This window comes from Pseudaquabacterium rugosum, from assembly GCF_038066575.1.
GTDB lineage: Bacteria > Pseudomonadota > Gammaproteobacteria > Burkholderiales > Burkholderiaceae_C > Pseudaquabacterium > Pseudaquabacterium rugosum.
In genome coordinates, this window is record NZ_JBBUTF010000020.1 from 61,560 (window position 1) to 86,706 (window position 25,147).

At 72.3% G+C, this 25,147-nt stretch carries 20 protein-coding genes; 11 read left to right on the forward strand and 9 right to left on the reverse strand.

Going from position 1 to position 25,147, the window contains the following annotated elements:
- The first annotated feature begins 63 nt into the window (after nt 1-63).
- Both AACH11_RS19600 and ettA read left to right on the forward strand, forming a co-directional pair.
- Complete coding sequence (locus AACH11_RS19600) at nt 64-2,724, forward strand: putative bifunctional diguanylate cyclase/phosphodiesterase (RefSeq protein WP_341375956.1); 2,661 nt, start codon at nt 64-66, stop codon at nt 2,722-2,724.
- A 164-nt stretch (nt 2,725-2,888) separates the two neighbouring features.
- On the forward strand, nt 2,889-4,553 hold the full coding sequence (gene ettA, locus AACH11_RS19605; RefSeq protein WP_341375957.1) for an energy-dependent translational throttle protein EttA: 1,665 nt from the start codon (nt 2,889-2,891) through the stop codon (nt 4,551-4,553).
- Between the two features lie 106 nt (nt 4,554-4,659).
- Here ettA and AACH11_RS19610 read toward each other — a convergent pair whose 3' ends face one another.
- Together AACH11_RS19610 and AACH11_RS19615 are read right to left on the reverse strand one after the other, a co-directional pair.
- Complete coding sequence (locus tag AACH11_RS19610) at nt 4,660-6,132, reverse strand: class I SAM-dependent methyltransferase (protein WP_341375958.1); 1,473 nt, start codon at nt 6,130-6,132, stop codon at nt 4,660-4,662.
- Between the two features lie 73 nt (nt 6,133-6,205).
- Nucleotides 6,206-8,629 (reverse strand): hypothetical protein, encoded by a 2,424-nt coding sequence (locus tag AACH11_RS19615; protein WP_341375959.1) that lies wholly within the window; start codon nt 8,627-8,629, stop codon nt 6,206-6,208.
- A 422-nt stretch (nt 8,630-9,051) separates the two neighbouring features.
- On the opposite strand from AACH11_RS19615, the gene AACH11_RS19620 reads away from it, so the two are divergent.
- Together AACH11_RS19620 and greB are read left to right on the forward strand one after the other, a co-directional pair.
- A complete protein-coding gene (locus AACH11_RS19620) occupies nt 9,052-10,068 on the forward strand; it encodes a ChaN family lipoprotein (RefSeq protein WP_341375960.1) in 1,017 nt (338 codons plus the stop codon).
- Nucleotides 10,065-10,631, forward strand: a complete 567-nt coding sequence (gene greB / locus AACH11_RS19625) for a transcription elongation factor GreB (RefSeq protein ID WP_341375961.1) — start codon at nt 10,065-10,067, stop codon at nt 10,629-10,631. The genes AACH11_RS19620 and greB overlap by 4 nt, the downstream gene beginning before the upstream one ends.
- A gap of 180 nt (nt 10,632-10,811) precedes the next feature.
- On the opposite strand, the gene AACH11_RS19630 is transcribed toward greB, so the two are convergent.
- The 4 genes from AACH11_RS19630 to AACH11_RS19645 form a co-directional block, all read right to left on the reverse strand.
- The gene (locus AACH11_RS19630) at nt 10,812-13,106 is read right to left on the reverse strand and encodes a RelA/SpoT family protein (RefSeq protein ID WP_341375962.1); all 2,295 of its coding nucleotides are present in this window, start codon (nt 13,104-13,106) and stop codon (nt 10,812-10,814) included.
- A 153-nt stretch (nt 13,107-13,259) separates the two neighbouring features.
- A complete protein-coding gene (gene rpoZ, locus AACH11_RS19635; RefSeq protein WP_341375963.1) occupies nt 13,260-13,463 on the reverse strand; it encodes a DNA-directed RNA polymerase subunit omega in 204 nt (67 codons plus the stop codon).
- A gap of 35 nt (nt 13,464-13,498) precedes the next feature.
- A complete protein-coding gene (gene gmk / locus AACH11_RS19640) occupies nt 13,499-14,143 on the reverse strand; it encodes a guanylate kinase (protein ID WP_341375964.1) in 645 nt (214 codons plus the stop codon).
- Nucleotides 14,144-14,186: 43 nt separating this feature from the next.
- Nucleotides 14,187-15,095, reverse strand: coding sequence for a YicC/YloC family endoribonuclease (locus AACH11_RS19645; protein WP_341375965.1), 909 nt, complete (start codon nt 15,093-15,095; stop codon nt 14,187-14,189).
- A 275-nt stretch (nt 15,096-15,370) separates the two neighbouring features.
- Here AACH11_RS19645 and AACH11_RS19650 point away from each other — a divergent pair, with 275 nt between their 5' ends.
- From AACH11_RS19650 to hemW, 5 genes are all read left to right on the forward strand, one after another.
- Nucleotides 15,371-16,339: a serine/threonine protein kinase gene (locus AACH11_RS19650; protein WP_341375966.1), complete on the forward strand. Its 969-nt coding sequence runs from the start codon at nt 15,371-15,373 to the stop codon at nt 16,337-16,339.
- On the forward strand, nt 16,336-17,268 hold the full coding sequence (locus AACH11_RS19655) for a PP2C family protein-serine/threonine phosphatase (protein ID WP_341375967.1): 933 nt from the start codon (nt 16,336-16,338) through the stop codon (nt 17,266-17,268). Before AACH11_RS19650 ends, AACH11_RS19655 begins: the two co-directional genes overlap by 4 nt.
- A gap of 171 nt (nt 17,269-17,439) precedes the next feature.
- Entirely contained in the window at nt 17,440-18,201 is a 762-nt protein-coding gene (rph, locus tag AACH11_RS19660; RefSeq protein WP_341375968.1) for a ribonuclease PH, read from the forward strand.
- A gap of 52 nt (nt 18,202-18,253) precedes the next feature.
- On the forward strand, nt 18,254-18,910 hold the full coding sequence (locus AACH11_RS19665; RefSeq protein WP_341375989.1) for a non-canonical purine NTP pyrophosphatase: 657 nt from the start codon (nt 18,254-18,256) through the stop codon (nt 18,908-18,910).
- 10 nt (nt 18,911-18,920) lie between these two features.
- The gene (gene hemW / locus AACH11_RS19670; RefSeq protein ID WP_341375969.1) at nt 18,921-20,150 is read left to right on the forward strand and encodes a radical SAM family heme chaperone HemW; all 1,230 of its coding nucleotides are present in this window, start codon (nt 18,921-18,923) and stop codon (nt 20,148-20,150) included.
- Nucleotides 20,151-20,186: 36 nt separating this feature from the next.
- Here hemW and AACH11_RS19675 read toward each other — a convergent pair whose 3' ends face one another.
- The 3 genes from AACH11_RS19675 to AACH11_RS19685 all read right to left on the reverse strand — a co-directional run bounded on the left by AACH11_RS19675 (nt 20,187) and on the right by AACH11_RS19685 (nt 22,938).
- Nucleotides 20,187-21,296, reverse strand: a complete 1,110-nt coding sequence (locus tag AACH11_RS19675; protein WP_341375970.1) for a protein-glutamate methylesterase/protein-glutamine glutaminase — start codon at nt 21,294-21,296, stop codon at nt 20,187-20,189.
- Between the two features lie 69 nt (nt 21,297-21,365).
- Nucleotides 21,366-22,058: a chemoreceptor glutamine deamidase CheD gene (gene cheD / locus AACH11_RS19680; protein WP_341375971.1), complete on the reverse strand. Its 693-nt coding sequence runs from the start codon at nt 22,056-22,058 to the stop codon at nt 21,366-21,368.
- Nucleotides 22,059-22,083: 25 nt separating this feature from the next.
- Nucleotides 22,084-22,938, reverse strand: a complete 855-nt coding sequence (locus AACH11_RS19685) for a CheR family methyltransferase (RefSeq protein WP_341375972.1) — start codon at nt 22,936-22,938, stop codon at nt 22,084-22,086.
- Between the two features lie 381 nt (nt 22,939-23,319).
- On the opposite strand from AACH11_RS19685, the gene AACH11_RS19690 reads away from it, so the two are divergent.
- The gene (locus AACH11_RS19690) at nt 23,320-24,069 is read left to right on the forward strand and encodes a GGDEF domain-containing protein (RefSeq protein WP_341375973.1); all 750 of its coding nucleotides are present in this window, start codon (nt 23,320-23,322) and stop codon (nt 24,067-24,069) included.
- Between the two features lie 71 nt (nt 24,070-24,140).
- Nucleotides 24,141-24,980, forward strand: a complete 840-nt coding sequence (locus AACH11_RS19695; protein ID WP_341375974.1) for a MinD/ParA family protein — start codon at nt 24,141-24,143, stop codon at nt 24,978-24,980.
- Nucleotides 24,981-25,147 lie beyond the last annotated feature (167 nt).

The following is a 25,147-nucleotide window of genomic DNA, read 5'->3' on the forward strand; positions in this document are numbered from 1 at the left end:
CGTGGTGGCCGTGGTGGCCGTGGCCGCTCAAGTGTCGGGCGCCCGCTGCCGAAATCGCCCGGGATGAAGCCCGGTGTCCGCTCCTCTTCCGTCCGCACGGCCGATTCCGGGGTGGGGGCTGGCCCGGTGGCCGCCTGGCGGCGCTGGCTCGCCCGCTGGTGGCAGGAATTCGCGGTCTACGGCGCGCTGGACCGCGACTCGGCCGAGCTGCGCGCCCGCCATCTGGCCGCCATCAACCGGCTGGTGCCGCAGCTGATGGTGGCCAATCTGCTCAACGGTCTGCTCGTCTGGGCCGCGCTCTACCGTCAGCTGCCCTGGCACGAGGGGCTGCTGTGGCTGCTGGTGCTGTCGCTGTGCTGTGTCGACGCGCTGCGCCGCCGCTGGCGTCAGGCCGGGCGCCGGGCACCGGCCTCGGCCAGCGTGCGGGCGATCCGCCGCCAGGTGCAGGGCGCGGTCTCGCTGGCCCTGGTCTGGGCCTGGGCCGTGGTGCGCTGGTTTCCGCAGGCCGACGGCGGCCAGCGTCTGCTGCTCGGCGTGCTGGTGGTCGGCATGATGTGCGGCGGGGCGTTCGCGCTGGCCACCGTGCCGCAGGCGGCGCTGGCCTACATGGTGGTGCTGGCGGCGGCGGCCGTCGGTGCGGCCGTGCTCGGCCAGGAGCCGCTGGTGCTGCCGCTGATGGCCCTGCTGGCGGTCTACACCGCGGTGCTGGGCTGGTGCGTGCTGTCGACGGCCCGGCTGGCCACCGCCCGTCTGATCTCCGAGCGCGAGGCGGCGCGCCAGGGCCAGCTGGTGGGCCTGCTGCTGCGTGACTTCGAGGAGCACGCGGCCGATCTGCTGTGGGAGACCGGGCCCGACGGCCACCTCGGCCACGTCTCGCCGCGGCTGGCCGCCACGCTGGGGCTGGCCCCCGAGCGGCTGCAGCACCTGACGCTGCTGCAGGCCCTGCAGCGCGGCCAGCCCGATGCCCCCGCCTCCGGCGCCGGGGCGGCGGCCGAACGCCTGTCACGCACCGCGCCGCTGGTGCACACGCCGCCGCCGCGCGACGCGGCCGGGCAGCCGCAGGGGCTCGCGCATCTGGCCGCCTTGCGCAGTGCGCTGGCCCAGGACCGGGCCTTCCGTGATCTGGAGGTGCCGGTGCTGACGGCGGGCGGCTGGCGCTGGTGGTCGCTGACGGCCAAGCCGCTGGCCGACGAGCGCGGCCGCCATGCCGGCTGGCGCGGCGTGATCAGCGACGTCACCGAGGCGCGCGAGGCCCACCAGCGCCTGGCCCGCCTCGCCCACCACGATCCCTTGACCGGCCTGGCCAACCGCGTGCGCCTGCGCGAGGTGCTGCACCAGGCCCTGGCCGAGGCGGCCGACGGCCGCAAGCGTTGCGCGCTGGTGCTGCTGGACGTCGACCATTTCAAGCGCATCAACGACACCCTCGGCCATGCCGGTGGTGACGCGGTGCTGGTGACCGTGGCCGAGCGCCTGCGGGCCAATCTGCGGCTGGGTGACCTGGCCGCGCGCCAGGGCGGCGACGAGTTCGCGCTGCTGATCGATGCGGCCGGCAGCGACGACGAGGTCGATGCCCTGGCCCGACGCCTGACCCTGGCCCTGAACCGGCCCTGCGAGGTCGAGGGCCAGCAGCTGGCCCTCGGCATCAGCCTCGGTCTGGCGGTGGCACCCGACCATGGCCAGGACATCGACGCGCTGATGGCCCATGCCGATCTGGCGCTGTACGCCGCCAAGGAGGCCGGTCGCGGCCGCTACGCGGTCTTCGTGCCGCGCCTGGGCGACCGCCACCGTCGCCGGGTCACGCTGGAGCGTTCGCTGCGCACGCTGCTGGAGGCCACGGCCGGCCATGGCACGGCGGCCGCGGCCGGCGGTCTGGCGCCCTGCATCGAGGTGCCCGACGAGGTCGGTCGCCTGCAGCTGCACTGGCAGCCGCGCATCGCCATCGACGGCTGGCAGGTGATCGGCGCCGAGGCCCTGCTGCGCTGGCACCACGGCACGCTGGGCTCGGTGCCGCCGAGCGAGTTCATCCCGATCGCCGAGGAATCCGGCCTGATCGAGGCGCTCGGCCAGCAGGTGCTGGCGCGGGCCTGCATGGAGGCGCTGCGGCTGCCCGCACACCTGCAGGTCTCGGTCAATGTCTCGCCGATCCAGCTGCGCCGCGCGCACTTCGCCGACAGCGTGCTGCAGGAACTGCACGCCAGCGGTCTGCCGGCCGAGCGGCTGGAGCTGGAGATCACCGAGTCGGTGTTCATCGCCGACGCGACGCTGCCGCTGCGCCATCTGCACCAGCTGCGCCAGTGCGGGGTGCAGGTCGCGCTCGACGACTTCGGCACCGGCTACTCCAGCCTGGCCTATCTGCGGCGCTTCCCGTTCGACACGCTGAAGATCGACCGCGCCTTCGTGCGCGAGCTGATGAGCCGCCACGATGCGCGGGCCATCGTGCAGACCATCATCGAGCTGGCCCGCACGCTGGGCATGCACACGCTGGCCGAGGGCGTCGAGGAACCCGCCCAGCTGCAGCTGCTGCGCGAGGCCGGCTGCGAGGCGATCCAGGGCTGGCTGGTCGCCCGTCCGATGCCGCTCGACGAGCTGCGCCGGTTGCTGGCCAACTGGCGGCCGCTGGCGCCCGATGCCGGTCGTGCGCCCCTGTCGACGGCCCGTGACGGTGAGGCCGGCGGGCTCGTGCTGCGCGAGGTCGGTGCCACCACGCGCCGGCAGCAGGGATAATCCGGGTTTTGCCGCGCGCCGGGCGCGTTGCCGCAGCCGCCTGCGGACCCGCCCGACCTCCGGCCGGGTCGTCGCACGAGGGCGTGCCACGGCCGGCCGCACCTGCCCGCACCTCCGCGCCCATACCCGCGCCCACGACCGCGCCCACGACGAAGAAAGCTGCCATGGCCCAGTACGTGTTCACGATGAACCGTGTCTCGAAGACGGTTCCGCCCAAGCGCCAGATCCTCAAGGACGTCTCGCTGTCCTTCTTCCCCGGCGCCAAGATCGGCGTGCTGGGCCTCAACGGCTCGGGCAAGTCCACGCTGCTGAAGATCATGGCCGGCCTCGACAAGGAGATCGAGGGCGAGGCCTATCCGATGCCCGGCATCAAGATCGGCTACCTGCCGCAGGAGCCGCTGGTCAACCCCGACCAGACCGTGCGCGAGGCGGTCGAGGAAGGCATCGGCGGCGTGCTGGCCGCCAAGAAGCGCCTGGACGAGGTCTACGCCGAGTACGCCGCCGAGGACGCCGACTTCGACGCCCTGGCCGCCGAGCAGGCCGAGCTGGAGGCCATCATCGCCGCCGCCGGCTCCGAGAACACCGACCTGCAGCTGGAACTGGCCGCCGACGCGCTGCGCCTGCCGCCCTGGGAGCAGAAGATCGGCGTGCTGTCCGGCGGCGAGAAGCGCCGCGTGGCCCTGTGCCGCCTGCTGCTGTCCAAGCCCGACATGCTGCTGCTCGACGAACCCACCAACCACCTGGACGCCGAGTCGGTGGAATGGCTGGAGCACTTCCTGCAGCGCTTCCCGGGCACGGTCGTGGCCATCACCCACGATCGCTACTTCCTGGACAACGCCGCCGAGTGGATCCTCGAACTGGACCGTGGCCACGGCATCCCCTGGAAGGGCAACTACTCCGACTGGCTGGACCAGAAGGAAAAGCGCCTGGAAAGCGAGCAGAAGGCCGAGGACGCCCGCGCCAAGGCCATGAAGGAAGAACTGAAGTGGGTGCGCAGCAATGCCAAGGGCCGCCAGGCCAAGAGCAAGGCGCGTCTGGCCCGCTTCGAGGAACTGAGCGACGTCGAGTACCAGCAGCGCAACGTCACCAACGAGATCTTCATCCCCGTGGCCGAGCGCCTGGGCAACGAGGTCATCGAGTTCGACGGCGTCACCAAGAGCTTCGGCGACCGGGTGCTGATCGACAACCTGAGCTTCAAGGTGCCGGCGGGCGCCATCGTCGGCATCATCGGCCCGAACGGCGCCGGCAAGTCGACGCTGTTCCGCATGATCCAGGGCGTCGAGACGCCCGATGCCGGCACGGTGTCGATCGGCAAGACCGCCAAGCTGGCCTTCGTCGACCAGAGCCGTGAAGGCCTGGCGGGCGAGAAGACCGTCTGGGAAGACGTCTCGGGCGGCCTGGACAACATCGTGGTCGGCAAGTTCACGATGCCCAGCCGCGCCTACATCGGCCGCTTCAACTTCAAGGGCAACGACCAGCAGAAGCTGGTGGGCAGCCTGTCGGGCGGTGAGCGCGGCCGTCTGCACCTGGCCAAGACCCTGGCCCAGGGCGGCAACGTGCTGATGCTCGATGAACCGTCGAACGATCTGGACGTCGAAACCCTGCGCGCGCTGGAAGAGGCGATGCTGGAGTTCGCCGGCTCGGCCATGGTGATCTCCCACGACCGCTGGTTCCTCGACCGCATCTGCACCCACATCCTGGCCTGCGAAGGCGACTCGAAGTGGTTCTTCTACGACGGCAACTACCAGGAGTACGAGGCCGACAAGAAGAAGCGCCTGGGTGAGGAAGGCGCCAAGCCCAAGCGTCTGCGCTTCAAGCCGATCAAGTGATCAAGTGATCGGGTCGGCCGGCCGCGCTGGCCCGTGATCCGCCTGTCCGCCCGCCCGCAGCCCGTTGCGCGCGGGCGGTGTGCTTTCCGGGGGGCGGTGGTGGCGCTCAGGCCACCGGCTCGGCGTCGAACAGCGCGTCGAGCGCGAAGTCGGTGATGCCGAAGGCGGCCTTGAGCGCGTCCGCCTGGGCCTGCAGTTCGCCCAGCCGGGCGGCCGGCAGCGGCTGGCTGCGGCGCACGGCCAGCACCATCTTGTTCTTGCTGGTCGCCTCGGGCGAGATGAACTCGAAGACCTGGGTGTCGTAGCCGGCCCGCTGCAGCCGCAGCGCGCGCAGCGTGTCGGTCAGCATCTCGGCCTGCTGGGCCATGTGGATGCCGTGACGCAGCAGCGGCGCCAGCAGTTCGGGCGCGCGCATCTGCGGCCGCAGCTGCTTGTGGCAGCAGGGCGAGGCGACGATCAGCGCCGCCCCGGCGGCCACGCCGCGGTGCAGCGCGACGTCGGTCGCGGTGTCGCAGGCGTGCAGCGCGATCATCACGTCGGCCGCGGCCGCCTGGTGGCTGCGCACGTCGCCGGCGGCAAAGCGCAGGCCGTCCAGGCCGAGGGTGTCGATGATGCCGTTGACCTCGTCGCACAGCGCCTCGCGCAGCTCGACGCCGGTGACCTGCGGCCGCAGGCCGGCCTGCCGCAGGTGGTGGTGGACGGCGAAGGTCAGGTAGCCGCGGCCGGCGCCGAAGTCCAGCACCTGCACCGGCGGTGCGTCGGCCACGCCGGCGCGCGCGGCCAGCGGCGAACGCGCGATCGCCTGGCCCAGCACCTCGACGAACTTGTTGATCTGACGCCATTTGCGCGCCATCGACGGGATCAGCCGCGCCTGCGCGTCGGTCACGCCGAGGGCGGCGAGGAAGGGCAGATCCAGCGTCAGCGGGTAGCGCCGGGCCTGGTCGTGGGCCAGGGCGCGGCCGTCGGGCGCGTCGTCGGCCGCGCCCTGGCGCGCGAGGTGGCCCAGGTAGGCGCCGCCGGGTGCGTCCGGGGCCTCGTCGGTGGCGGCCGGCGCGGTCCTCGGCGATGTCGGGTCGACGCTGGCGCCGGCGCCGTGAGCGCCCGGGACCGTGCGGCCGTCCGCCAGGCCGGCGGCCCGCGGCCCTGCAGCCGTCGTGCCGCTGGCGCCGGGTGCCGCGGCATCGGGCGCGATGCGGCCGGCGCGCAGCGCCCAGCGGCCCTTGCGGTCATGCACCAGCTGCACGTCGTGGCTGCGGGTCAGCAGATGGCCGTGGTGGAACTGGCTGCGCAGCAGCTCCTCGACCAGCGCGCAGGCCTCGTCCAGCGGCAGGTTCTTGGTGATGTCCTTGCTGCGGTGGCGCCAGACCAGGGCCAGGTGATCGATGCCGCGCAGGCGCACCGGCCGGGCCAGCAGCTTGTCCAGCGTGGGCTCGGCCGGCGGATGCGGGCGCGCTAGCTGCAGCCGCACCAGGCTGCCGTCGGCCAGCGCCTCGCGCAGGCGGTGGGTGAAGCGCGCATGCGGATCGGCGTCGGCGGGGGGCTGGCTGCGGGGCCGGGCGGCCGGGGCGGTAGGGGTCACGGAATCGGTCAGGGTCGGGGTCGGGTTCTGGGAGGCGGGCGTACGGCGGCCGGGCCGCGGCGCCCGGGCCGGCTCAGCGCGCGGCGGTGCGGGCCGGCTTGCGCGGCTTGGCGGTCTTGTCCGCCTTGGTGGCCTTGGTGGCCTTGGCTGTTCTGGCCGCTTTGTCAGCCTTGGCTGACTTGGTGGACTTGGCCGCGCTGCGTGCCGTCGCCTTGGCGCTGCTGCTGCCGCCGCTGCGTGTGGCCACGGCCTGGCAGTCCTGCCGGGTGACGGTCTTGCGCACCAGGCGGCCGTTGGCGCCACGGGTCTTCTCGACCACCTTGACGCTGCGGCAGCGGGTGGCCGGCGCGGCGGCGGCCGGGCTCTCGTCGGCGGTGTGCGCCTCGGCGGCCGGCTCCTCGCGCGTCAGGCCCAGCCAGGCCTTGCAGGCCGTGGCTTGCAGGGCGTCGGCCTGTGGCCGGTAGACCGGCACCGACACCGTCCGGGTGCCTGCCGGTCGCCACGACAGGGTGCGCAGCGCGCTGCCCTCCTGGACCTGCAGCAGCACGGCCTGCTCGACATCCCCCCAGGCCACCAGATAGCCGCGGACGGCCATGCCGTCGCGCACGCCGGCCAGCGCGGCCGGGCCATCGGGTTCGAGCCCGCGGATCACGCCGAGCGTCAGCGAGGCCCGGTCGAAGCCCAGGCGCCAGACCGGCCGCGGCTGCAGGCTCTGGCTGAAGCACGGGCCCAGCGCCTGGGGGCCGAACGAGAACGGCTGGCCGCGATCGATGTGGCGTTCGATGCCGTCCAGCGGCGAGTCGTCGAGCGCCCGCCGCAGCGCGGCCACCACCCGGTGGCTGGCCAGCGGTTGCGAGCTCAGGCCCTCGTGGCGGACCTGTTCGGGCGGCAGCATCAGCGGCCGCAGCAAGGCGTCCAGCCCGGGGTGACGCCGGGCGCGCAGCTCGGCCTGCCACTGCAGGGCCAGGAACTCGCCGCGCAGCGCCGGCAGCTCGGCCAGCGCCGGATCCATCATCCAGCCGGTGGCCACGCTCACGTTGTCGGCCTTGATCACCGGCAACGCCAGGTAGCGGGCGATGCGCGCGTTCAGGGTGTCCGCATAGTCCTGCAGCGTCTGCTGGCCGCTGACCAGCGGCAGGCGGTGGCGGTAGTAGGCGATCAGTCCCTCGGACAGCCAGGCGCGCATCGCCTCGTCCTGGCGTCCATGGTGGACGGCCGGGCCCAGGCGGTCGGGCAGGCGCTGGCGCAGCAGGGCCTCGGTCAGGCTGGCGTCCAGCCGCGTGTCGGGCGCGGTCGGGCCGGGCTGGAGCCGCAGCATCAGCGCGCGGTCGAAGGCCAGCGCCTCGGGCGCCAGGCCGCGCGGGGCGGGCAGCAGCAGCACGTCCTGGGTCGCCGGGCCTTCGTCACGCCAGAACTGGCGCTGGTGGTGCATCTCGCGCAGCACGCGCTCGGCCAGCGCCTCGCGGGCGGTGGGCAGGGCCGGGTCGGTGCCCGATTCGCCCGCGCCCGGGGCCGGGGTTTCGGCTGCCGGCGCGCCGCCCTCGTCCAGCTCGGCCGGCCACAGCAGGCGCACGCCGTGGCCGTCGACGCTGCGGGTCAGGCCGCGCAACGCGCCGCCCGCGTACAGACCGCGCTGGGCGAGCTGGGGCGTGCCGACGAAGCGCCACTGCGCGCGGCTGCCCTGGGCACGGCCGTGGCTGCTCATGTGCGGGCTGCCCTCGGCCGCGCCCTGCACCTCGACGCACAGCAGCTGCAGCCGTGGTTCGTCATCGGCCGACACCGGTGCCGGCAGCAGCGCCTGGCCCAGTGCCGCGTACCAGCCCTCGCCCAGACGCAGGGCGGGACCGGTCTGCTCGGGGCGCAGGGTCCAGCGCCAGGTCGCGATGCCGGTGCTGCCGCTCGTCAGGCGCCGCAGGCTCGGATCGCCGGCCACCTCCTGCCAGGCCGGTGTCTGGCCCTCGTCGTCGGGCAAGGCCTGCAGCGCTTGCCAGCCCACCGGCAGCCGCAGTTGCAGTGGCACGCCGGCTTCGGTGGCCATGTGCAGGCTGAGCCGGGCCGGCGCGCCGCCCTGGCCCAGGTGCAGCTGCCAGCGCACACCACAGGGCGCGTCCGGTCGCAGCGCGGCGGCCTCGGCGGCCTTGCGCTCCTCGGTCAGCCGCGATTCGGTCCGTGCGGCCAGGGCCGCGTTCTGGCGTTCGGCCTCGGCGGCCGACAGGGCCGGCACCGCGGCCGCCGCTCGCCTGGCGTCCCGTCCCCGCGTCGTGGACGGCCGTGCCTCGCGTGCGCCGGCACGGCTTCCCGCGCGCCGCGGCGTGGCGACGGCCTGGCGGCCCGTGGCTGGCTTGGCGGACTTCTTCGGCTTGGCCGTGCTGGCCGGTGCGGCCTCCGCGTTCTCGGGCAGGACCAGCCCGCTGCCGAGGGCACACAGGCCGGCCAGCAGCAGCGCCAGTCGACGCAGCAGCGGTCGGGCGGTCGGGGAGTCGGTTCGCAGGGGCATCGGCCAGGGGCGGTGGGCGGCAGGGCGGGCCGCACGGCGGAAAGCGGCAAGGCCGCGCAGCTTAGCCGATGCGCGGGCGGCGGCCGGCCGGCGCTGCATCGACCGGCGCCGCGGCATGCCGCGTGGCCGTGACGGGCCGCGTCCGGCGTCTGCACAGGCGATGCCGGGCGCCACGCCATGACCGTTGCGTCTGCGGCCCCACAATCGATCCGGTACCGTTGCCGTCCCGCCGTGTCGCGCGGCAGGTGAGCGGCGGGCCGGCGGTCCACGCCGGCCGCCGACGGCATCGGGGATTCCGGCAGTCATGGAGGTGCAGGGTGCGAAGGTGGTCAGTCGATGTGCGTGATGGGCGGAGCGAGGACGACGGCCGCGACTCCCGGTCCGGCCGGCCCGGCCGGACCGATACCGGCCGGCGGCATGCCGTGTGCCGTGCCGGCCTGGCCCTGGCGGCCTCCTGGTGCGCTGCCACGGGCATCGCACGCGCCGGCGATCGCGCGCCGGGCGCTGCGGCCCTGCCGGTGGCGCCCTGGCTCGGCCCGTCCGACCGCCTGATCGATCTGCGTGATCCGCGCCAGCAACCGCTGGACGAGCGGCTGCTGCGCGAGCGCTTGGCCACCACCGATCTGCTGCTGCTCGGCGAGCGCCACGACGAGCCCGAACACCATGTGCGCCGCGGGGCGCTGCTGCTGGCCCTGGCCCGGCAGCCGGCCGGCCCCGCGGCGGCCGGCGCCGCGCGACAGCGCCTCGGCGTGGTCGCCGAGCAGCTGTTGCAGGGCCGCCAGATCCCGTCGGCGGACGCCGCCACCCAGGGGCCGTCGGCGCTGCTGGCCCGCCTGCAGGCGGCCGGTTTCGACCCTCGCATCTGGGGCTGGCCGTTGTACGAGCCGCTGTTCGATCCGCTGGATCTGGGCCGGCGCGACGGTCTGGCCGTCGAGTTCGGCGGCGCCAATCTGCCGCTGGAGCAGGTGCGGCGGGTGGTGCGCGAGGGCGAATCCGCACTGCCGCCGGCGCTGCTGGCCTTGCTGCAGGCCGCTCCGCTGGGCCCGGTGGCCCGCAGCCGACTGGATGCCGACCTGCGTGACAGCCACTGCGGCCAGATGCCCGAGGCCCGGCTGCCGGGCATGCGGCTGGCCCAGCGCGCCCGTGACGCGGCGATGTGGCAGGCCCTGGCCGCAGCCCGCCAGCGCACCGATCTGGCCGTGCTGCTGGCCGGCAACGGCCATGTCCGGCTCGACTACGGCGTGCCGGTGCTGGCCGCGGCCGCGCAGCCCGGCTGGCGGGTGCTGAGCGTGGGCTTCGGCGTCGTGGGCGAGCCGGCCGACGGCCCCTACGACCTGCTGTGGCAGACGCCCGGCCGACCGGCCGAGGATCCCTGCGTGCCCCCGCCGCCGCCCTCGGCCCCGCCATCCCCGCTGCCGTCCGCCAGGCCCGACGCATGAGCAAAGCCTTCACCCGCGAATCCGATGCCGCTGACGACGAGGACGATGATCCCGGCGGTCCGTCGCCCCTGCCGCAGGGGACGAAGAACTACATGACGCCGCAGGGCTACGCCCGCCTGCGCGCCGAGTGGCTGCAGCTGATGGATGAGGAGCGGCCGAAGATGGTCGAGACCGTCAGCTGGGCGGCCAAGAACGGCGACCGCAGCGAGAACGGGGACTACCTCTACGGCAAGAAGCGCCTGCGCGAGATCGACCGTCGCATCCGCTTCCTGACCCGGCGTCTGGACCAGGCCGAAGTGGCCGATCCGTCGCTCCACCACGGCAATGACCAGATCTTCTTCGGTGCGACCGTCACCTACGCCACCACCCGTGGCGAGGAGCGGACGATCACGATCAAGGGCATCGACGAGGCCGATGCGCTGGCAGGTGAGGTGAGCTGGATCTCGCCGATCGCGCGCGCGCTGCTGAAAGCACGCGAGGGTGACGAGGTGCGCCTGCAGACGCCCGGTGGCGTCGAGGTGCTGGAGGTCGTCGAGGTGCGCTATCCGGCGCCACCGGCCTGAGCCGGCGGGCCCTGCCGCCACCACCGATGGCGGCGAAGGACAGGGCCGGCCCCGAAGACGGAATCCGTCATCGGGAGCCGGCCGGCCCAAACCCTGAGCAAGTGCCGCGTGCGTGCGCGGTCTGGAGTCGACTCTAGGAGCCCGCCTGGGGCGTGGGTTGTGCGAAATTCACGCGCCGGTTCAGGGCTTGATGCGGGCCGCGCGCAGCACCGGCGGGCTGCGCTTGAGGGTGCGCAGCACGTCGGCCAGATGCTGGCGGTCGCGCACCGACAGCAGCAGGCGCAGCTCGGTCGCGTCGGCCTGGCCGTCATGGTCCATGTCGATGTGGCGGATGTCGGCCTCGGCCGCGCTGATGGCCTGGGCGATCTGCGCCAGCACGCCCTTGCCGTTGCGCACCATCAGCTTGACGCCGGTGTCGAAGGCCCGCTTGGGCTGCTCGGCCCATTCGATGGCCATCCAGCGCTCCGGATCACGTTCGGCCTGGCGCCGTCCGGTCGCGCAGTCGCAGGTGTGCACCACCAGGCCCTCGCCGCGGCCCAGGTAGCCGCGCACCTCGTCGCCGGGGATCGGATGACAGCAGGTGGCCAGCTGCACCGACGCGCCTTCCGTGCCGTCGAGCGCCACCGCGGCGGCGGCCGGCGTCACGTCGTCGTGCGCGTAGCGGTTGAGCGTCAGCGTGACCGCATCCGGGCGGTTGCCCCGTTCGCGCATCAGCTGCGCCAGTCGCTTGGCCACGATGGTGGCGATCTTGCGACCCAGGCCGATGTCCACCAGCAGATCGGTGCGGCTGCGGTTGCCGCTCCAGCGGATCAGGGCCTGCCAGAGGGCCAGCGCGTCGCCGTCGTCCGCCTCTTCCGAGGGCAGCAGCAGTCCTTCGGCACGCAGCGCCTGGGCCAGCAGCTTTTCGCCCAGCGTGCGGGACTCCTCCAGCTCCAGGTTCTTCAGGTAGTGGCGGATCTTGCTGCGTGCCCGGCCCGTGCGCACGAAGTTCAGCCAGGCCGGGTTGGGGCGCGCGTTCGGCGCGGTGATGACCTCGACCACGTCGCCGCTCTTGAGCTCGGTGCGCAGGGCCACCGGCTCACCGTTGATCTTGGCCGCCACCGTGTGGTCGCCGACGTCGGAGTGGATCGCGTAGGCGAAGTCGACCGCGGTGGCGCCGCGCGGCAGCGCCAGGATCTTGCTCATCGGCGTGAAGACGTAGACGGCCTCGGGCACGAGGTCGATCTTCACGTGCTCCAGGAACTCGGTCGCGTCGCGCGTGTCGTCCTGGATGTCGAGCAGGCTCTTGAGCCACATCGCGCCCAGGCGCTGGGCCTCGCCGGCGCCGCCGGACTTGCCCTCGTGCTTGTAGATCCAGTGCGCGGCGATGCCGCTCTCGGCCACCGCGTGCATCGGCTCGGTGCGCACCTGGAACTCCACCGCCGTGCCCAGCGGGCTGACCAGCGTGGTGTGCAGGCTCTGGTAGCCGTTGGCCTTGGGGATCGCGATGTAGTCCTTGAAGCGGCCGGGCACCGGCTTGTAGAGCTGGTGCAGCGCGCCGATGGCCGTGTAGCACTCCAGCAGCGTCGGCACCAGGATGCGGAAGCCGAAGATGTCGTTGACCTGGGCGAAGCCGGCGTGCTTCTCGCGCATCTTGCGGTAGATGCTGTAGACCGTCTTCTCTCGGCCCGAGACCTGGACCTTGATCTTGTGGCCGGCGAAGGCCTTGTCGACATCGCCGCGCACCCGCTCGACGATGTCGCGCCGGTAGCCGCGGGCGCGCTGCACGGCCTTGGACAGTGCCGCATGGCGCCAGGGGTGCAGGTAGGCGAAGGAGAGCTCCTGCAGCTCCCGGTAGATCATGTTCAGACCCAGCCGGTGGGCGATCGGCGCGTAGATGTCCAGCGTCTCGCGGGCGATGCGGGCCCGTTTGTGCGGCGCCATCGCGGCCATGGTGCGCATGTTGTGCAGCCGGTCGGCCAGCTTGACCAGGATGACGCGCACGTCGCGCGTCATCGCCAGCAGCATCTTGCGGAAGCTCTCGGCCTGGCTTTCCTCGCGGGTACTGAACTGCAGCTTGTCGAGCTTGGTCAGCCCGTCGACCAGCTCGGCCGTCGGTGCGCCGAAGCGCTCGATCAGCTCGACCTTGGTGATGCCGCAGTCCTCCATCGCGTCGTGCATCAGCGCGGCCATCACGGCCTGGGCGTCCAGCCGCCAGTCGGCCACCAGACCGGCGACGGCCAGCGGGTGCGTGATGTAGGGCTGGCCCGAGGCGCGGAACTGGCCCAGATGGGCCTCGTCGGCGAACTTGTAGGCCTCGCGCACCTGCTTGACCTCGGCCTTGCCGAGGTAGCCGAGCTTGTCGGCCAGCTCGGCGTAGGTGCTGACCTCGTCCGGCGGGCTGACCGTGCCGTTCGGGTTCTGGGCGGCGGCCCGGCTCTTGGGCTGCAGTGCGGCGGGCAACAACAGTTCGGCGGCGAAGGTGCGGATCCCCATGTGACGGAATTTAGCCTGCTTTGGATGGCCGCACCGGCCGGAAATGAAAAAGGCACCCGGGGGTGCCTTGTCGATGCCGGCCCGCGAGGCGGCCGGACATCGGAGGGAGGGGCATGCGCCGCATCGCGGACCGCAGGCCCGTGCGGGACTGGCTTACAGCGGCACGCGGCGCAGCATCTCGGTGCCGACCTCGCCGGCGGCGATCTCGCGCAGTGCGGTCACGCCCGGCTTGTTCTTGCTGTCGATCTTGGGCGCGTGGCCCTGGCTCAGCATGCGGGCGCGATAGGTCGCGGCCAGCACCAGCTGGAAGCGGTTCGGGATCTTGTTCAGGCAGTCTTCGACGGTGATGCGGGCCATGACGGTGCTCCGTGAGGGGGGTCGCCGGAGCCGTCTCAGGCGCCGGTGGTGTGCTGCGCCGGGATCAGATCCAGGGCGGAGAACACCTGCGACTTGTTGCGCAGCTGGGCCGCGTAGCGCAGCCGCTGCGAGTGCACGACGCATTTCAGATCGAAAAGCGCCGTCTCGAACAAACCGTTGATGATAACAAAGTCGAAGTGCCGTGCCTGCGCGACCTCGTGGCGGGCGTTGACCATGCGCTGCTCGATGACCTCGGGCGGGTCCTCGCCGCGGCGCGTCAGGCGCTGGCGCAGCTCGACGTAGCTCGGCGGCAGGATGAAGATCAGGATCGCGTGCGGGAACAGCTGCTTGATCTGCAGCGCGCCCTGGTAGTCGATCTCCAGCACCACGTCCTCGCCCTGGGCCAGGCGGGCGTCGACGGCGCGGCGCGAGGTGCCGTAGCAGTTGCCATGCACTTCGGCCCATTCGATGAAGTCACCGGCGTCGACCATGGCGCGGAACGTGGCCATGTCGGTGAACCAGTACTCGCGCCCGTCGACCTCCTGGCCGCGGGGCTTGCGCGTGGTGTGGGAGACGGAGACCTGCAGGTGCGAGTCGAGCTCGAGCAGCGCCTTGACGAGGCTGGACTTGCCTGCGCCACTCGGCGCGGCGACGACGAAGAGGTTGCCGGGGGTTTCCATCGCCGGATTGTCGCAAAGCCGCGCGCGCTGGCGATCCAGGACATCACTCCAGGTTCTGCACCTGCTCGCGCATCTGCTCGATGGCCACCTTCATCTCGACCGAGATGGTGGTCAGTTCGAGCGCCGCGGACTTGCTGCCGAGGGTGTTGGCCTCGCGGTGCAGTTCCTGGATCAGGAAGTCCAGCCGCTTGCCGACCTCGCCGCCGGCCTGCAGCAGGCGGGTGATCTCGTCGAGGTGGGCGTTCAGGCGCGCCAGTTCCTCGGCCACGTCGATGCGGATCGCGTAGGCGGCGGCCTCGTTGAGGGCGCGCTCGGCCAGTTGGGTGGCGGTCAGGCTGGCGGCTGCGCCGGCCTGGCCCAGCGCCTCGTTCCAGCGTTCCAGGAAGCGCTGCTGCTGGCGCTGCACGACCTGCGGCAGCAGCGGGGCGGCCTGCGTGGCCAGCGTGCGCAGATGGGCGCAGCGCTCCAGCAGCACCTGCACCAGGCGGGCGCCCTCGCGGGCGCGGGCCTCCAGCAGGCCGTCGACCGCCTGGCGGGCGGCGTGCATCACGGCCTCGTCCAGTCGCGGGGCGGTCTGGCTGCCACGGCACCACTGCAGCACCTCGTTGACCGACAGGGGCTGCGCCCGCGGCAGCCAGGTGGCGACGGTCGATTCGAGCTGGGCCAGTCGCAGCAGTTGCTCGGGCTGTGGCTGCGGCCAGGCCCCGTCGGCTTGCTGCTGGGTGCTCAGCCGCAGCTCCACCTTGCCGCGGCGCAAGGACTGGGTCAGCAGCTCGCGCAGGCCCGGTTCGAGCCCGCGCAGTTCGTCAGGCATGCGCAGTGCCAAGTCGAGAAAACGGCTGTTGACCGAGCGCAGCTCGACCGCTGCCGCGGCACGGCCGGCCGGCCGTGCCGGCGCTTCATCGCCACCCGCGGCGGGGGGCTCGCAGACGGCCTGTGCGTAACCGGTCATGCTGTAAACTGGCTTGGCTTTCATCTCGTGCTGGATCGGGGGTGTCAGGGTCGCCGGGTCGGCTGCTGTGATGACCGGTACGGCGCAGGGCGTGGGGCGTACGGCGTGGATGGCGGGGCGCAGCAAGCGTGGCCGGCCACCGTGCCGGCGGCCTGTGCCGGAGGGCACCGCCACGGGCGGCACGATGCCGGAACGGCGCGCACGGCATCGGTCGTGTCGCCCGCGGGCAGCCGGGTCGTCACTCCCAACCGACCGCTCAAGCCTGCTCATCGATTATGTCAAAGACCAAGCCGGCACCCTTGCCCGCTGGTACCGTGGTAGGGGACTACCGCGTGGTCAAGAAGCTGGCGGCCGGGGGCTTCGGCGTCGTCTACGTGGCCGAGGACGAGCAGGGCCATCTGGTCGCGATCAAGGAATACCTGCCCGCCTCGCTGGCCGAGCGTGCGTCGGGCGAGCTGATCCCGCGCGTCAAGCCCGAGAAGCAGCCGCTGTACCGCCTGGGCCTCAAGAGCTTCTTCGAGGAGGGCCGCTCGCTGGCCCAGATCAGCCATCCGAGCGTGGTCTCGGTGCTGAACTTCTTCCGTCAGAACGAGACGGTCTACATGGTGATGAACTACCTGCAGGGCGACACGCTGCAGGACTTCATCGTCACCGCCCGCGATCTCAAGCGCGACAAGGTGTTCCGCGAGAGCACCATCCGCAGCCTGTTCGACGAGATCCTGCGCGGCCTGCGCATCGTGCACCAGCACAAGATGCTGCACCTGGACATCAAGCCGGCCAACATCTTCATCACCAACGAGAACAAGGCGGTGATGCTGGACTTCGGTGCCGCGCGTGAGGTGCTGAGCAAGGAAGGCCACTTCATCCGGCCGATGTACACGCCGGGCTTCGCCGCGCCCGAGATGTACCGCCGCGACGGCACGCTGGGCCCCTGGACCGACATCTACGCGATCGGCGCCTGCATCTACGCGTGCATGCAGGGTTATCCGCCCAACGACGCGCCGCAGCGGCTCGACAAGGACCGCCTGGCGCTGTCGCTGTCGCGGCTGCGCAATGTCTACTCCGACAACCTGATCGAGGTCACGGAGTGGTGCATGTCGCTCGATCCGCTGAGCCGGCCGCAGAGCGTGTTCGCGCTGCAGAAGGAACTCAGCCGCGAGACCGAGCGCCGCTACACCAAGCTCAGCTTCACCGAGCGCATGAAGCTGCAGATCGAGAGCCTGAAGACCGGGGCCAAGCCATGAGGTTCTCCGTCTACCAGGTCAGCCGCAAGGGCGGCCGGCCGAAGAACGAGGACCGGATGGGCTACTGCTACACGCGGGCGGCCGGGCTGTTCGCGCTGGCCGACGGCATGGGCGGCCATCCGGAAGGCGAGGTCGCCTCGCAGATGGCCCTGCAGACGCTGGCCGCCCACTTCCAGCGTGAGGCCAAGCCGACGCTGAAGGACCCGGCCCGCTTCCTGGCCGAGTCCATCATGGCCGCGCACCAGGCGCTGCTGCGTTATGCCCATGAGCGCGGCCTGCTGGACACGCCGCGCACGACCATCGTCGCCTGCGTGGTGCAGGGCTCGACCGCCTACTGGTCGCATTGCGGTGACTCGCGGCTGTACCTCGTGCGCGGCGAGCAGCTGCTGGCGCGCACGCGCGACCACAGCTACTCCGAGCTCCACGGCAGCGGCAACCTGCCGCCGGCCACCGCCGCGGCCACCGCCAGCCAGGCGGCCAACCGCAACGTGCTGTTCACCTGCCTGGGCAGCCCGGGCCGGCCGGTGGTCGACACCGGTGGCCCCGCGCCGATGCAGCCGGGCGACCGCATCATGCTGTGCAGCGATGGCCTGTGGGGTGCCGTCAACGACGCCGCCATCCTCGACGTGTTGTGCAAGCGCAGCGTCACCGACGCGGTGCCCGAGCTGGCCGAGCAGGCGCTGCGCACCGCCGGTGCCCGCAGCGACAACGTCACCGTGCTGGCCCTCGAGTTCGAGGGGGACGACCATGCCGATGCGGCCGCTGCGGCGGCCACCCGTGCGAGCGGTGACGAGATCTTCGCCTCGACCATCCAGGCCAGCGTGAGCGCTCCGGGCGATGCCAGCGGCGATCTCGACGAGGCCGAGATCGAGCGCTCGATCCGCGAGATCAACGAGGCCATCCGCCGGGCCTCGCAGCGCCGCGTCTGAGGCCGCACGGGCCTGACCGACGCGGCCTGACGCGGTACCGCCGGGCCGGCGTCGGCCCGCTGCGCCGCACCGGTGCATGATCCGGCCCGCGCCGTCCGATCGTCCGCTTTCCTGCGGCCGGCCTCCTCCGGGGCTGGCCGATCCCCGTTCCCTTCCGCCGCTTCTTCCACCATGACCGCCACCTATTCCCGCAGCGCCGGCCGTGCCGCCGCTGCCCTGCGCCCTGTCCGTCTCCAGCGCGGCTTCACCTGCCATGCCGAGGGCTCGGTGCTGGTGAGCTTCGGCGCCACCCAGGTGCTGTGCACCGCCTCGGTCGAGGACCGCGTGCCGCCGCACAAGAAGGGCAGCGGCGAGGGCTGGGTGACGGCCGAGTACGGCATGCTGCCGCGCGCCACCCACACCCGCGGCGCCCGCGAGGCGGCCAAGGGCAAGCAGAGCGGCCGCACGCAGGAGATCCAGCGCCTGATCGGCCGCTCGCTGCGCGCGGTGTTCGACCTCGCCGCGCTCGGCGAGCGCACGATCACGCTGGACTGCGACGTGCTGCAGGCCGACGGTGGCACCCGCACCGCGGCCATCACCGGCGCCTGGGTGGCCGCGGCCGATGCGGTCGGCCGCCTGCTGGCCGAGGGCAAGCTGGCGCGCAGCCCGATCCGTGACCAGGTGGCCGCGATCTCGGTGGGCCTCGTCGAGGGCACGCCGCTGCTGGACCTGGAGTACGTCGAGGACTCGGCCTGCGACACCGACATGAACGTGGTGATGACCGGCGCCGGTCACTTCGTCGAGGTGCAGGGCACCGCCGAGGGCGTGGCCTTCAGCCGCACCGAGATGGGCCAGCTGCTGGATCTGGCCGATGCCGGCATCCGTGAGCTGCTGGCCGCGCAGCGCGTGGCCCTCGGCGAGGTCGCGCAGCGCGTGCTGCCGGCCGCCGCCTGAGGCCGGAGCCGCCGCCATGTCCATGTCCGCACCGATCTCCGCCACCCGTCCGCTGCGCCTGGTGCTGGCCTCGAACAACGCCAAGAAGCTCGCCGAGCTGCAGGCGCTGCTCGACGGTCTGCCGCTGGGCCTCGTCACCCAGGGCAGCCTGGGCATCGCCGAAGCCGAGGAGCCGCACCACAGCTTCGTCGAGAACGCGCTGGCCAAGGCCCGCCATGCGGCCGCGGCCAGCGGCGGCGCAGCCATCGCCGACGACTCCGGCCTGTGCGTGGGCGTGCTCGGTGGGGCGCCGGGCGTGATCTCGGCCCACTACGGCGGCCTGCTCGACGCGCAGCCCGGCGAGGCGCGCGAGGCGCTGCGCCGGCGCCAGGATGCGGCCAACAACGCCGCGCTGCGGGCCGCGCTGCAGGCCCGCGAGGCCGCCGGTGCACCGGCCGAGCGCCATGCCCACTTCATCTGCACGCTGGTGGCGATCCGCCATGCCGAGGACCCGGAGCCGCTGGTGGCCGTCGGCCGCTGGCCCGGCCTGATCCTGGACGAGCCGCGTGGCGACCACGGCTTCGGCTATGACCCGCTGATGTTCGTCCCCGACCAGCAGGCCACCGTGGCCGAACTGCCGTCCGGGATCAAGAACGCCCACAGCCACCGCGCGCGGGCCGCCGCCGAACTGCGCCGCCAGCTGCGCGACGCCTGGCGGATCGGGGCCTGACGGAGCGCGCATGACCGACATCGTCTCGCGCTATCTGCGCCCGGGCACCCTGCAGCTCGGCGATCCGCCGCCGCTGTCGCTCTACATCCACCTGCCGTGGTGCCTGGCCAAGTGCCCGTACTGCGACTTCAACAGCCATGCCGCACCGCGCGATGCCGAGGGCCGCGCCGCGCTGCCCGAGGACCGCTACATCGAGGCGGTGCTGGCCGACCTGATGGCCGCGCTGCCCCAGGTCTGGGGCCGGCCGGTGGCCAGCATCTTCATCGGCGGCGGCACGCCCAGCCTGTTCAGCCCCGACGGCATCGACCGCCTGCTGACCCAGGTGCGCACCCTGCTGCCCACGCTGCCGGGCTGCGAGATCACGCTGGAGGCCAACCCCGGCACCTTCGAGCGCGACCGCTTCCGCGCCTTCCGCCAGGCGGGCGTGACGCGGCTGTCGATCGGCGTGCAGAGCTTCGACGACGCGATGCTGCGGCGGCTGGGTCGGGTGCACGACGGCGCACAGGCGCGTGCCGCGGTGGCCGAGGCCGCGGCCTGCTTCGACACCTTCAACCTCGACCTGATGTACGCGCTGCCCGGCCAGAGCCTGGCGCACCTGCACGGCGAGCTCGACACCGCGCTGGGCTTCCACCCGCCGCACCTGTCGATCTACCACCTGACGGTCGAGCCCAACACGCGCTTCGCCAACGAGCCGCCGCCGGACCTGCCCGACGACGATCTGGCCAGCGAGATGCTCGACGCCATCGTCGCGCGCACCGCGGCCGCGGGTCTGAACCGCTACGAGGTCTCGGCCTTCGCGCGTGGCGGCCACCGCTGCCTGCACAACCTGAACTACTGGCAGTTCGGCGACTACCTCGGCCTGGGCGCCGGCGCCCACGGCAAGCTCAGCTATCCGCACCGCATCGTGCGCCAGGTGCGCTGGCGCGATCCGGCCACCTACGTCGAGAAGGCGCTGTCGGGCGATGCCGGCCAGGCGATGAGCAATGACGAGGAGGTGGCGCGCAAGCAGCTGCCCTTCGAGTACATGCTCAACGCGCTGCGGCTGAAGGACGGCTTCTCGATCGCGCAGTTCCGCGAGCGCACCGGGCTGCCGCCGTCGGCCATCGCCCGTGGCCTGGACGAGGCCGAGCGGCGAGGCCTGATCGAGCGCGTGGGCCTGGGCGACGACACCCAGGTGCGGCCGAGTGCCCGCGGCTTCGATTTCCTCAGCGACGTGCAGTCGCTGTTCCTGGCGGACTGAGACGGCGCGCCCGGCACGCCGGCCGGGCGACGGGTCTCAGACCCGGTTCATCGAGCTGCCGTAGTTCACGCGCAGGTGCTCGACCAGCGAGGGCGCGATGCGCTGCAGCGGCAGCACCTCGTGCGCCGCGCCTTGCGCGATCGCCTCGCGCGGCATGCCGAAGACCACGCAGCTGGCCTCGTCCTGGCAGATGTTGAAGCTGCCGGCGTCGCGCATGACCTTCATCGCGCGGGCGCCGTCGGCGCCCATGCCGGTCAGCATCACGCCGAGCGCGTTCTGGCCGACCACGCGGGCCGCCGACTCGAACAGCACCTCGACGCTGGGCTTGTGGCGGTTGACCGGGTCGCCATCCTTCACGCGGGCGATGTAGTTGGCGCCCGAGCGCTCGACGCTCAGATGCAGGCCGCCCGGCGCGATGTAGGCATGGCCGGGCAGCACGCGTTCGCCGTCGCTCGCCTCCTTGACGCGGATGCGGCACAGGCCGTCCAGCCGCGTCGCGTAGCTCTTGGTGAAGCCCGGCGGCATGTGCTGGGTGATCATCACCGCCGGCGCGTCCGGCGGCAGGTTCATCAGCACTTCCTTGGTCGCCTCGGTGCCGCCGGTGGACGCGCCGATGAAGATGATCTTCTCGGTCGACAGCCGGCCGAGGCCGGCCACCGGTGCGGCCGGCCGGATCGTCGGTGCCGCGGCGGCGCCGGCCGGTGCGCCCGGGGCCGGCGCGGCGGCCGGCGGCAGGCGCTTGACGGTGGCCTGCGCGGCGGTGCGGATCTTGTCGGTGATGTCCTCGGCCAGCTGGCGCAGGCCGTCGGCCACGCCGATCTTGGGCTTGGCCACGAAGTCGACCGCGCCGAGTTCGAGCGCGCGCATCGTCACCTCGGCACCGCGCTCGGTCAGCGTCGAGACCATCACCACCGGCATCGGGCGCAGCCGCATCAGGCGCGACAGGAAGTCGATGCCGTCCATCTTCGGCATCTCGACGTCCAGCGTGATGACGTCCGGATTGAGGGTGCGGATCATCTCGCGGGCCTGCAGCGGATCAGCCGCCGCGCCGATGCACTGCATGTCCGGCTGCTGGTTGATGATCTCGGCCAGCAGGCCGCGCACCAGGGCGGAATCGTCCACCACCACCACTTTGGTCTTTGACATTGTTCGGGCTGCTTCTTGCAGCGCCGCCCGCAGGACGGACGGCGCCAGGTTGATCGTCGGGGCCGGGGCTCAGAACAGGTCGACGGAGCCGCCACCGGTGCTCGCCGGTGCGGCCGCACGCTGTGCGGCGGCGCGGTCCTGTGCGAGCAGGTTGTCGGTGTGCGTCGGCGCCAGGCGCTTGACCATGGCCTTGCCCGAGGCGGGCAGGAAGCAGACCTTGCGCGGGTAGATCTCGAGCACGTCGCGGCTGACGATCGGGATCCGTTCGGTGTTCAGGTAGTCGATGACGAACTGCGTGTTGCGCTCGCCGACGTTGATGGTGTTCATGCCGCCGATCACCGCGCCGCCACCGAAGATCTTGGCTTCCAGCGTCAGGCGCGAGGCGCCGCGCTTCATCAGGTTGTTGATCAGCAGTTCCATCGCGTAGCTGCCGTAGCGGCCACTGGAGTCGTTGCCTTCCGGCAGCATGAAATGGTTCATGCCGCCGATGCGGCGCTCACGGTCCCAGATGCAGGCGGCGATGCAGCTGCCCAGCGTGGTGGTGATCAGGATGTCCTCGTCGTGGACGAACCACTCGCCGGGCAGCACCTTGACGGCTTCGTTGCGGAAATGCGCGTCCCAGAAGAAGAACGACGCTTCGCCCGGGGCCCGGGGCGCGGCTTTCAGCTTGGTCAGGCGGGCCGAGTTCTGCAGCACGCTGCTGCTGACCGGCGCGGCATGGCCGGGGCGGGCGAGGGCGGAGGCAGGGGCACTGGAGATCATGCGGTCGTCGCGGCGGGGGCCGTCCTCACTGCTTCTGGTAGATGGTCTTGCCGCGCAGGCGGAACAGGTCGCGCGCGTCGGTGAAGTTCTCGGAGTGGCCCACGTAGAGCAGCCCGCCGGGCTTGAGCACGCCGTGCATCTGCTGCAGCACCTGGCGCTGCGTGGGCGCGTCGAAATAGATCATCACGTTGCGGCAGAAGATCAGGTCGAAGGGCTCGCCCAGCTGCCAGCCGCGGGTCATGAGGTTGAAGCTGCGGAACTCGATCAGCCGTGCCAGCTCCGGCTTGACGCGGATGTAGCCGGCGTTGCCGCCCTTGCCGCGCAGGAAGTGGCGGCTCAGCCGCTCGGGCGACAGGCCGCGTGCACTGGCCTCGTAGACGCCGCGTTGGGCGGTGCCCAGCACCTTGGTGTCGATGTCGCTGGCCACGATGCGCACGTTGGCGCCGGCGCCGAGCGTCTCGGCCGCCGTGATCGCGATCGAATAGGGCTCCTCACCGGTCGACGAGGCACTGCACCAGATGCGGATCGGCTGACCGGCGCGGGCCTTCAGATCGTCGGTCAGCGCGTGGAAATGGTGTTCCTCGCGGAAGAAGGAGGTCAGGTTGGTGGTCAGGCAGTTGATGAATTCCTGCCATTCGGCCTCGCCCGAGGGGCCGGTGTTCTGCTGCAGCCACTGCAGGTAGGTGGCGAAGCTGCGGTGCTCGGTCTCGCGCAGCCGGCGCGACAGCCGGCTGTAGACCATCGCCTGCTTGCCGGCATGCAGGCTGATGCCGGCGCGCTGGTAGATCAGCTCGCGCACCTTGTCGAAGTCGGCGGCGGAGAACGCGAACTCCTGGCTCTCGGACGGGCTGCTGCGGCTGAGCGTGGCGGGATCGGTCATCGGCAAATACGGGGCTGGAAGACGCGGGGCAGCGACGCCGCGGCCGCCACACCCTGGCAGGGTGCGCGCGGTGGCACGGGACGGGACACGGCAGCGGGTGTCTGGCGACGCTGAGAACGGTTTCGGCCGCCCCGCCCGGGGCTTGAGGCGGGCGGCGGTGGCGGGATGAGAAAACTGCCCGCGCCCCGGCCCGCTGTTCAGGGTTTGCCCCGGTCGGGCGGCGGGCAGACTGCGGTGCACCGCTCGGGGGGCTGCGCAGGTCGTGCCCCGGGTCCGGTGTCCTGTCCGTCTGCCCGTGTCCTGTCCCGCGTCCTGCTGTTTCCTCCGCGTGCCACTACCGTGTCTGCTCCGGCTCATTCGACCTGTACTCCGCTGACCGGCGTGAGCGATCCGCTGCGGCCCGCGGGCCCCGATGCTCCGACCGATCCCTCCACGCCGCTGGCCGGGCTGTGCCTGGACGAGGCCCTGGCCCTGCTGCACCACGCGGGCATCGACGGTCCGATGACGGCGCCGTGCGACGCGGCCGGTCTGCAGCGGCTGATCGACGCCCTGGTCGCGCTGTCCAGCCGCGATGCGCTGACCGGCATCGCCAACCGCCGCAGCTTCGAGCTGGCGCTGGTGCGCGAGATCGACCGTGTCGCGCGCACGGCCGAGCCGGCGCTGCTGCTGCTGGTCGACATCGATCACTTCAAGCGCGTCAACGACACCCATGGCCATCCGGCCGGTGATGCGGTGATCCGCACCGTCGCCCGTGCGCTGGCCGACAGCATCCGGCCGATGGACCTCGTCGCCCGGCTCGGTGGCGAGGAGTTCGGCCTGCTGTTGCCCAACTGCCCACCGGCCTTCGCCCCGCAGATCGCCGAGCGGGTGCGCCAGCGCCTGGCGCGCGCGGACTGGCCGCAGTCCGGTGGCCAGCGGCTGTCGGTCACGGTCAGCGTCGGCGGGGCCTATGCGCCGCAGTGGGTGCGATCGACACCCGCCCTGTGGCTGGCGCGGGCCGATCTCCAGCTCTACCGGGCCAAGTCCGAGGGCCGTGACCGGGCCTGCTTCGAGGCCGCCGTCAGCTCCGACGTCAGCGTGGCCGAACGTGAACTGCTTCTGGGCGGCCTCGTGGCGCCGCATGTCGCATGAGCCCCCGCCCGCCGGCTGTTTCCCCGTTGCCTCCGCAGCCCGCGGATGCCGTGTCCTCCGATGTTCCGACGATGACCGACCCGACGCACGATTCCCTGTCCGCCGAGGCCGCCGCCTGGCCCGATCTGTCCGATCGTCTGGGTCGGCCGCGTGGCGGTGACGGCGCGCGGGTGCTGGCGGTCACCAGCGGCAAGGGCGGCGTCGGCAAGACCCAGGTCGGCGCCAATCTGGCCGCGGCGCTGGCCCGCGGCGGGCAGCGGGTGCTGGTGCTGGATGCCGACCTCGGGCTGGCCAACCTCGACGTGGTGCTGAACCTGTCCGCCCGCATCACGCTGCACCAGGTGTTCACCGGCGAGGCCGACGTGCGCGAGGCGCTGGTCGATGCGCCCGGTGGCTTCCACGCGCTGCTGGCCGGCTCGGGCCTGGTCGAGTACTCACGCCTGACGCCCGAGGTGCGCGACCGCCTGCAGCGCCTGCTGCAGCAACTGCGCCCCTACCTGGACGTGATCGTGCTGGACACCGGCGCCGGGCTGTCCGACGTCGTGCTCTACACCGTCTCGCTGGCCGACGAGGTGCTGGTGGTGACCACGCCCGAGCCGACCGCCCTGGCCGATGCCTACGCCACCATCAAGGTGCTGGACCGCCACCAGCGCCCCCGCCCGCTGCATCTGCTGGTCAACCAGGTCCAGCGTGCCGGCGAGGGCGCCGCGCTGGCCGCACAGCTCCAGCAGGTGCTCGACCGCTATGTCGGGCCGCGGCCGCCGCGGCTGCGTCTGCTGGGCGAGGTGCCGGCCGACACCGCGGTGCGTGACTGCGTGCTGCGCCGCCAGCTGCTGCTCGAACAGGCGCCCGGCAGCCCGGCCGCCCTGGCCCTGGCCCTGGCCGCGTCGCGGCTGATGGCCGCGGCCTGAGGGGGTGTGCGGGGGAGGGCGCACAAGGGCGGGCAAGGGCGGGCGAGGACGGGCGAGGGCGGCCGTCACCCGTCCGCTGCCGCCGGCCCCGGCGGGCGGGGTCCGCTGGCCGTCGCCGGTCCTCGGCCGGTCTTGAACCGGTCTTGATGGTCCAATCGGGCGATGTT

Bases quoted from the DNA above. Each gene is read 5' to 3' on its own strand.
- AACH11_RS19600 (WP_341375956.1), top strand. From the start codon at position 64: ATGAAGCCCGGTGTCCGCTCCTCTTCCGTCCGCACGGCCGATTCCGGG.
- ettA (WP_341375957.1), top strand. From the start codon at position 2,889: ATGGCCCAGTACGTGTTCACGATGAACCGTGTCTCGAAGACGGTTCCG.
- AACH11_RS19615 (WP_341375959.1), bottom strand. From the start codon at position 8,629: ATGCCCCTGCGAACCGACTCCCCGACCGCCCGACCGCTGCTGCGTCGA.
- greB (WP_341375961.1), top strand. From the start codon at position 10,065: ATGAGCAAAGCCTTCACCCGCGAATCCGATGCCGCTGACGACGAGGAC.
- AACH11_RS19630 (WP_341375962.1), bottom strand. From the start codon at position 13,106: ATGGGGATCCGCACCTTCGCCGCCGAACTGTTGTTGCCCGCCGCACTG.
- rpoZ (WP_341375963.1), bottom strand. From the start codon at position 13,463: ATGGCCCGCATCACCGTCGAAGACTGCCTGAACAAGATCCCGAACCGC.
- gmk (WP_341375964.1), bottom strand. From the start codon at position 14,143: ATGGAAACCCCCGGCAACCTCTTCGTCGTCGCCGCGCCGAGTGGCGCA.
- AACH11_RS19645 (WP_341375965.1), bottom strand. From the start codon at position 15,095: ATGACCGGTTACGCACAGGCCGTCTGCGAGCCCCCCGCCGCGGGTGGC.
- AACH11_RS19650 (WP_341375966.1), top strand. From the start codon at position 15,371: ATGTCAAAGACCAAGCCGGCACCCTTGCCCGCTGGTACCGTGGTAGGG.
- AACH11_RS19655 (WP_341375967.1), top strand. From the start codon at position 16,336: ATGAGGTTCTCCGTCTACCAGGTCAGCCGCAAGGGCGGCCGGCCGAAG.
- rph (WP_341375968.1), top strand. From the start codon at position 17,440: ATGACCGCCACCTATTCCCGCAGCGCCGGCCGTGCCGCCGCTGCCCTG.
- hemW (WP_341375969.1), top strand. From the start codon at position 18,921: ATGACCGACATCGTCTCGCGCTATCTGCGCCCGGGCACCCTGCAGCTC.
- AACH11_RS19675 (WP_341375970.1), bottom strand. From the start codon at position 21,296: ATGTCAAAGACCAAAGTGGTGGTGGTGGACGATTCCGCCCTGGTGCGC.
- cheD (WP_341375971.1), bottom strand. From the start codon at position 22,058: ATGATCTCCAGTGCCCCTGCCTCCGCCCTCGCCCGCCCCGGCCATGCC.
- AACH11_RS19685 (WP_341375972.1), bottom strand. From the start codon at position 22,938: ATGACCGATCCCGCCACGCTCAGCCGCAGCAGCCCGTCCGAGAGCCAG.
- AACH11_RS19695 (WP_341375974.1), top strand. From the start codon at position 24,141: ATGACCGACCCGACGCACGATTCCCTGTCCGCCGAGGCCGCCGCCTGG.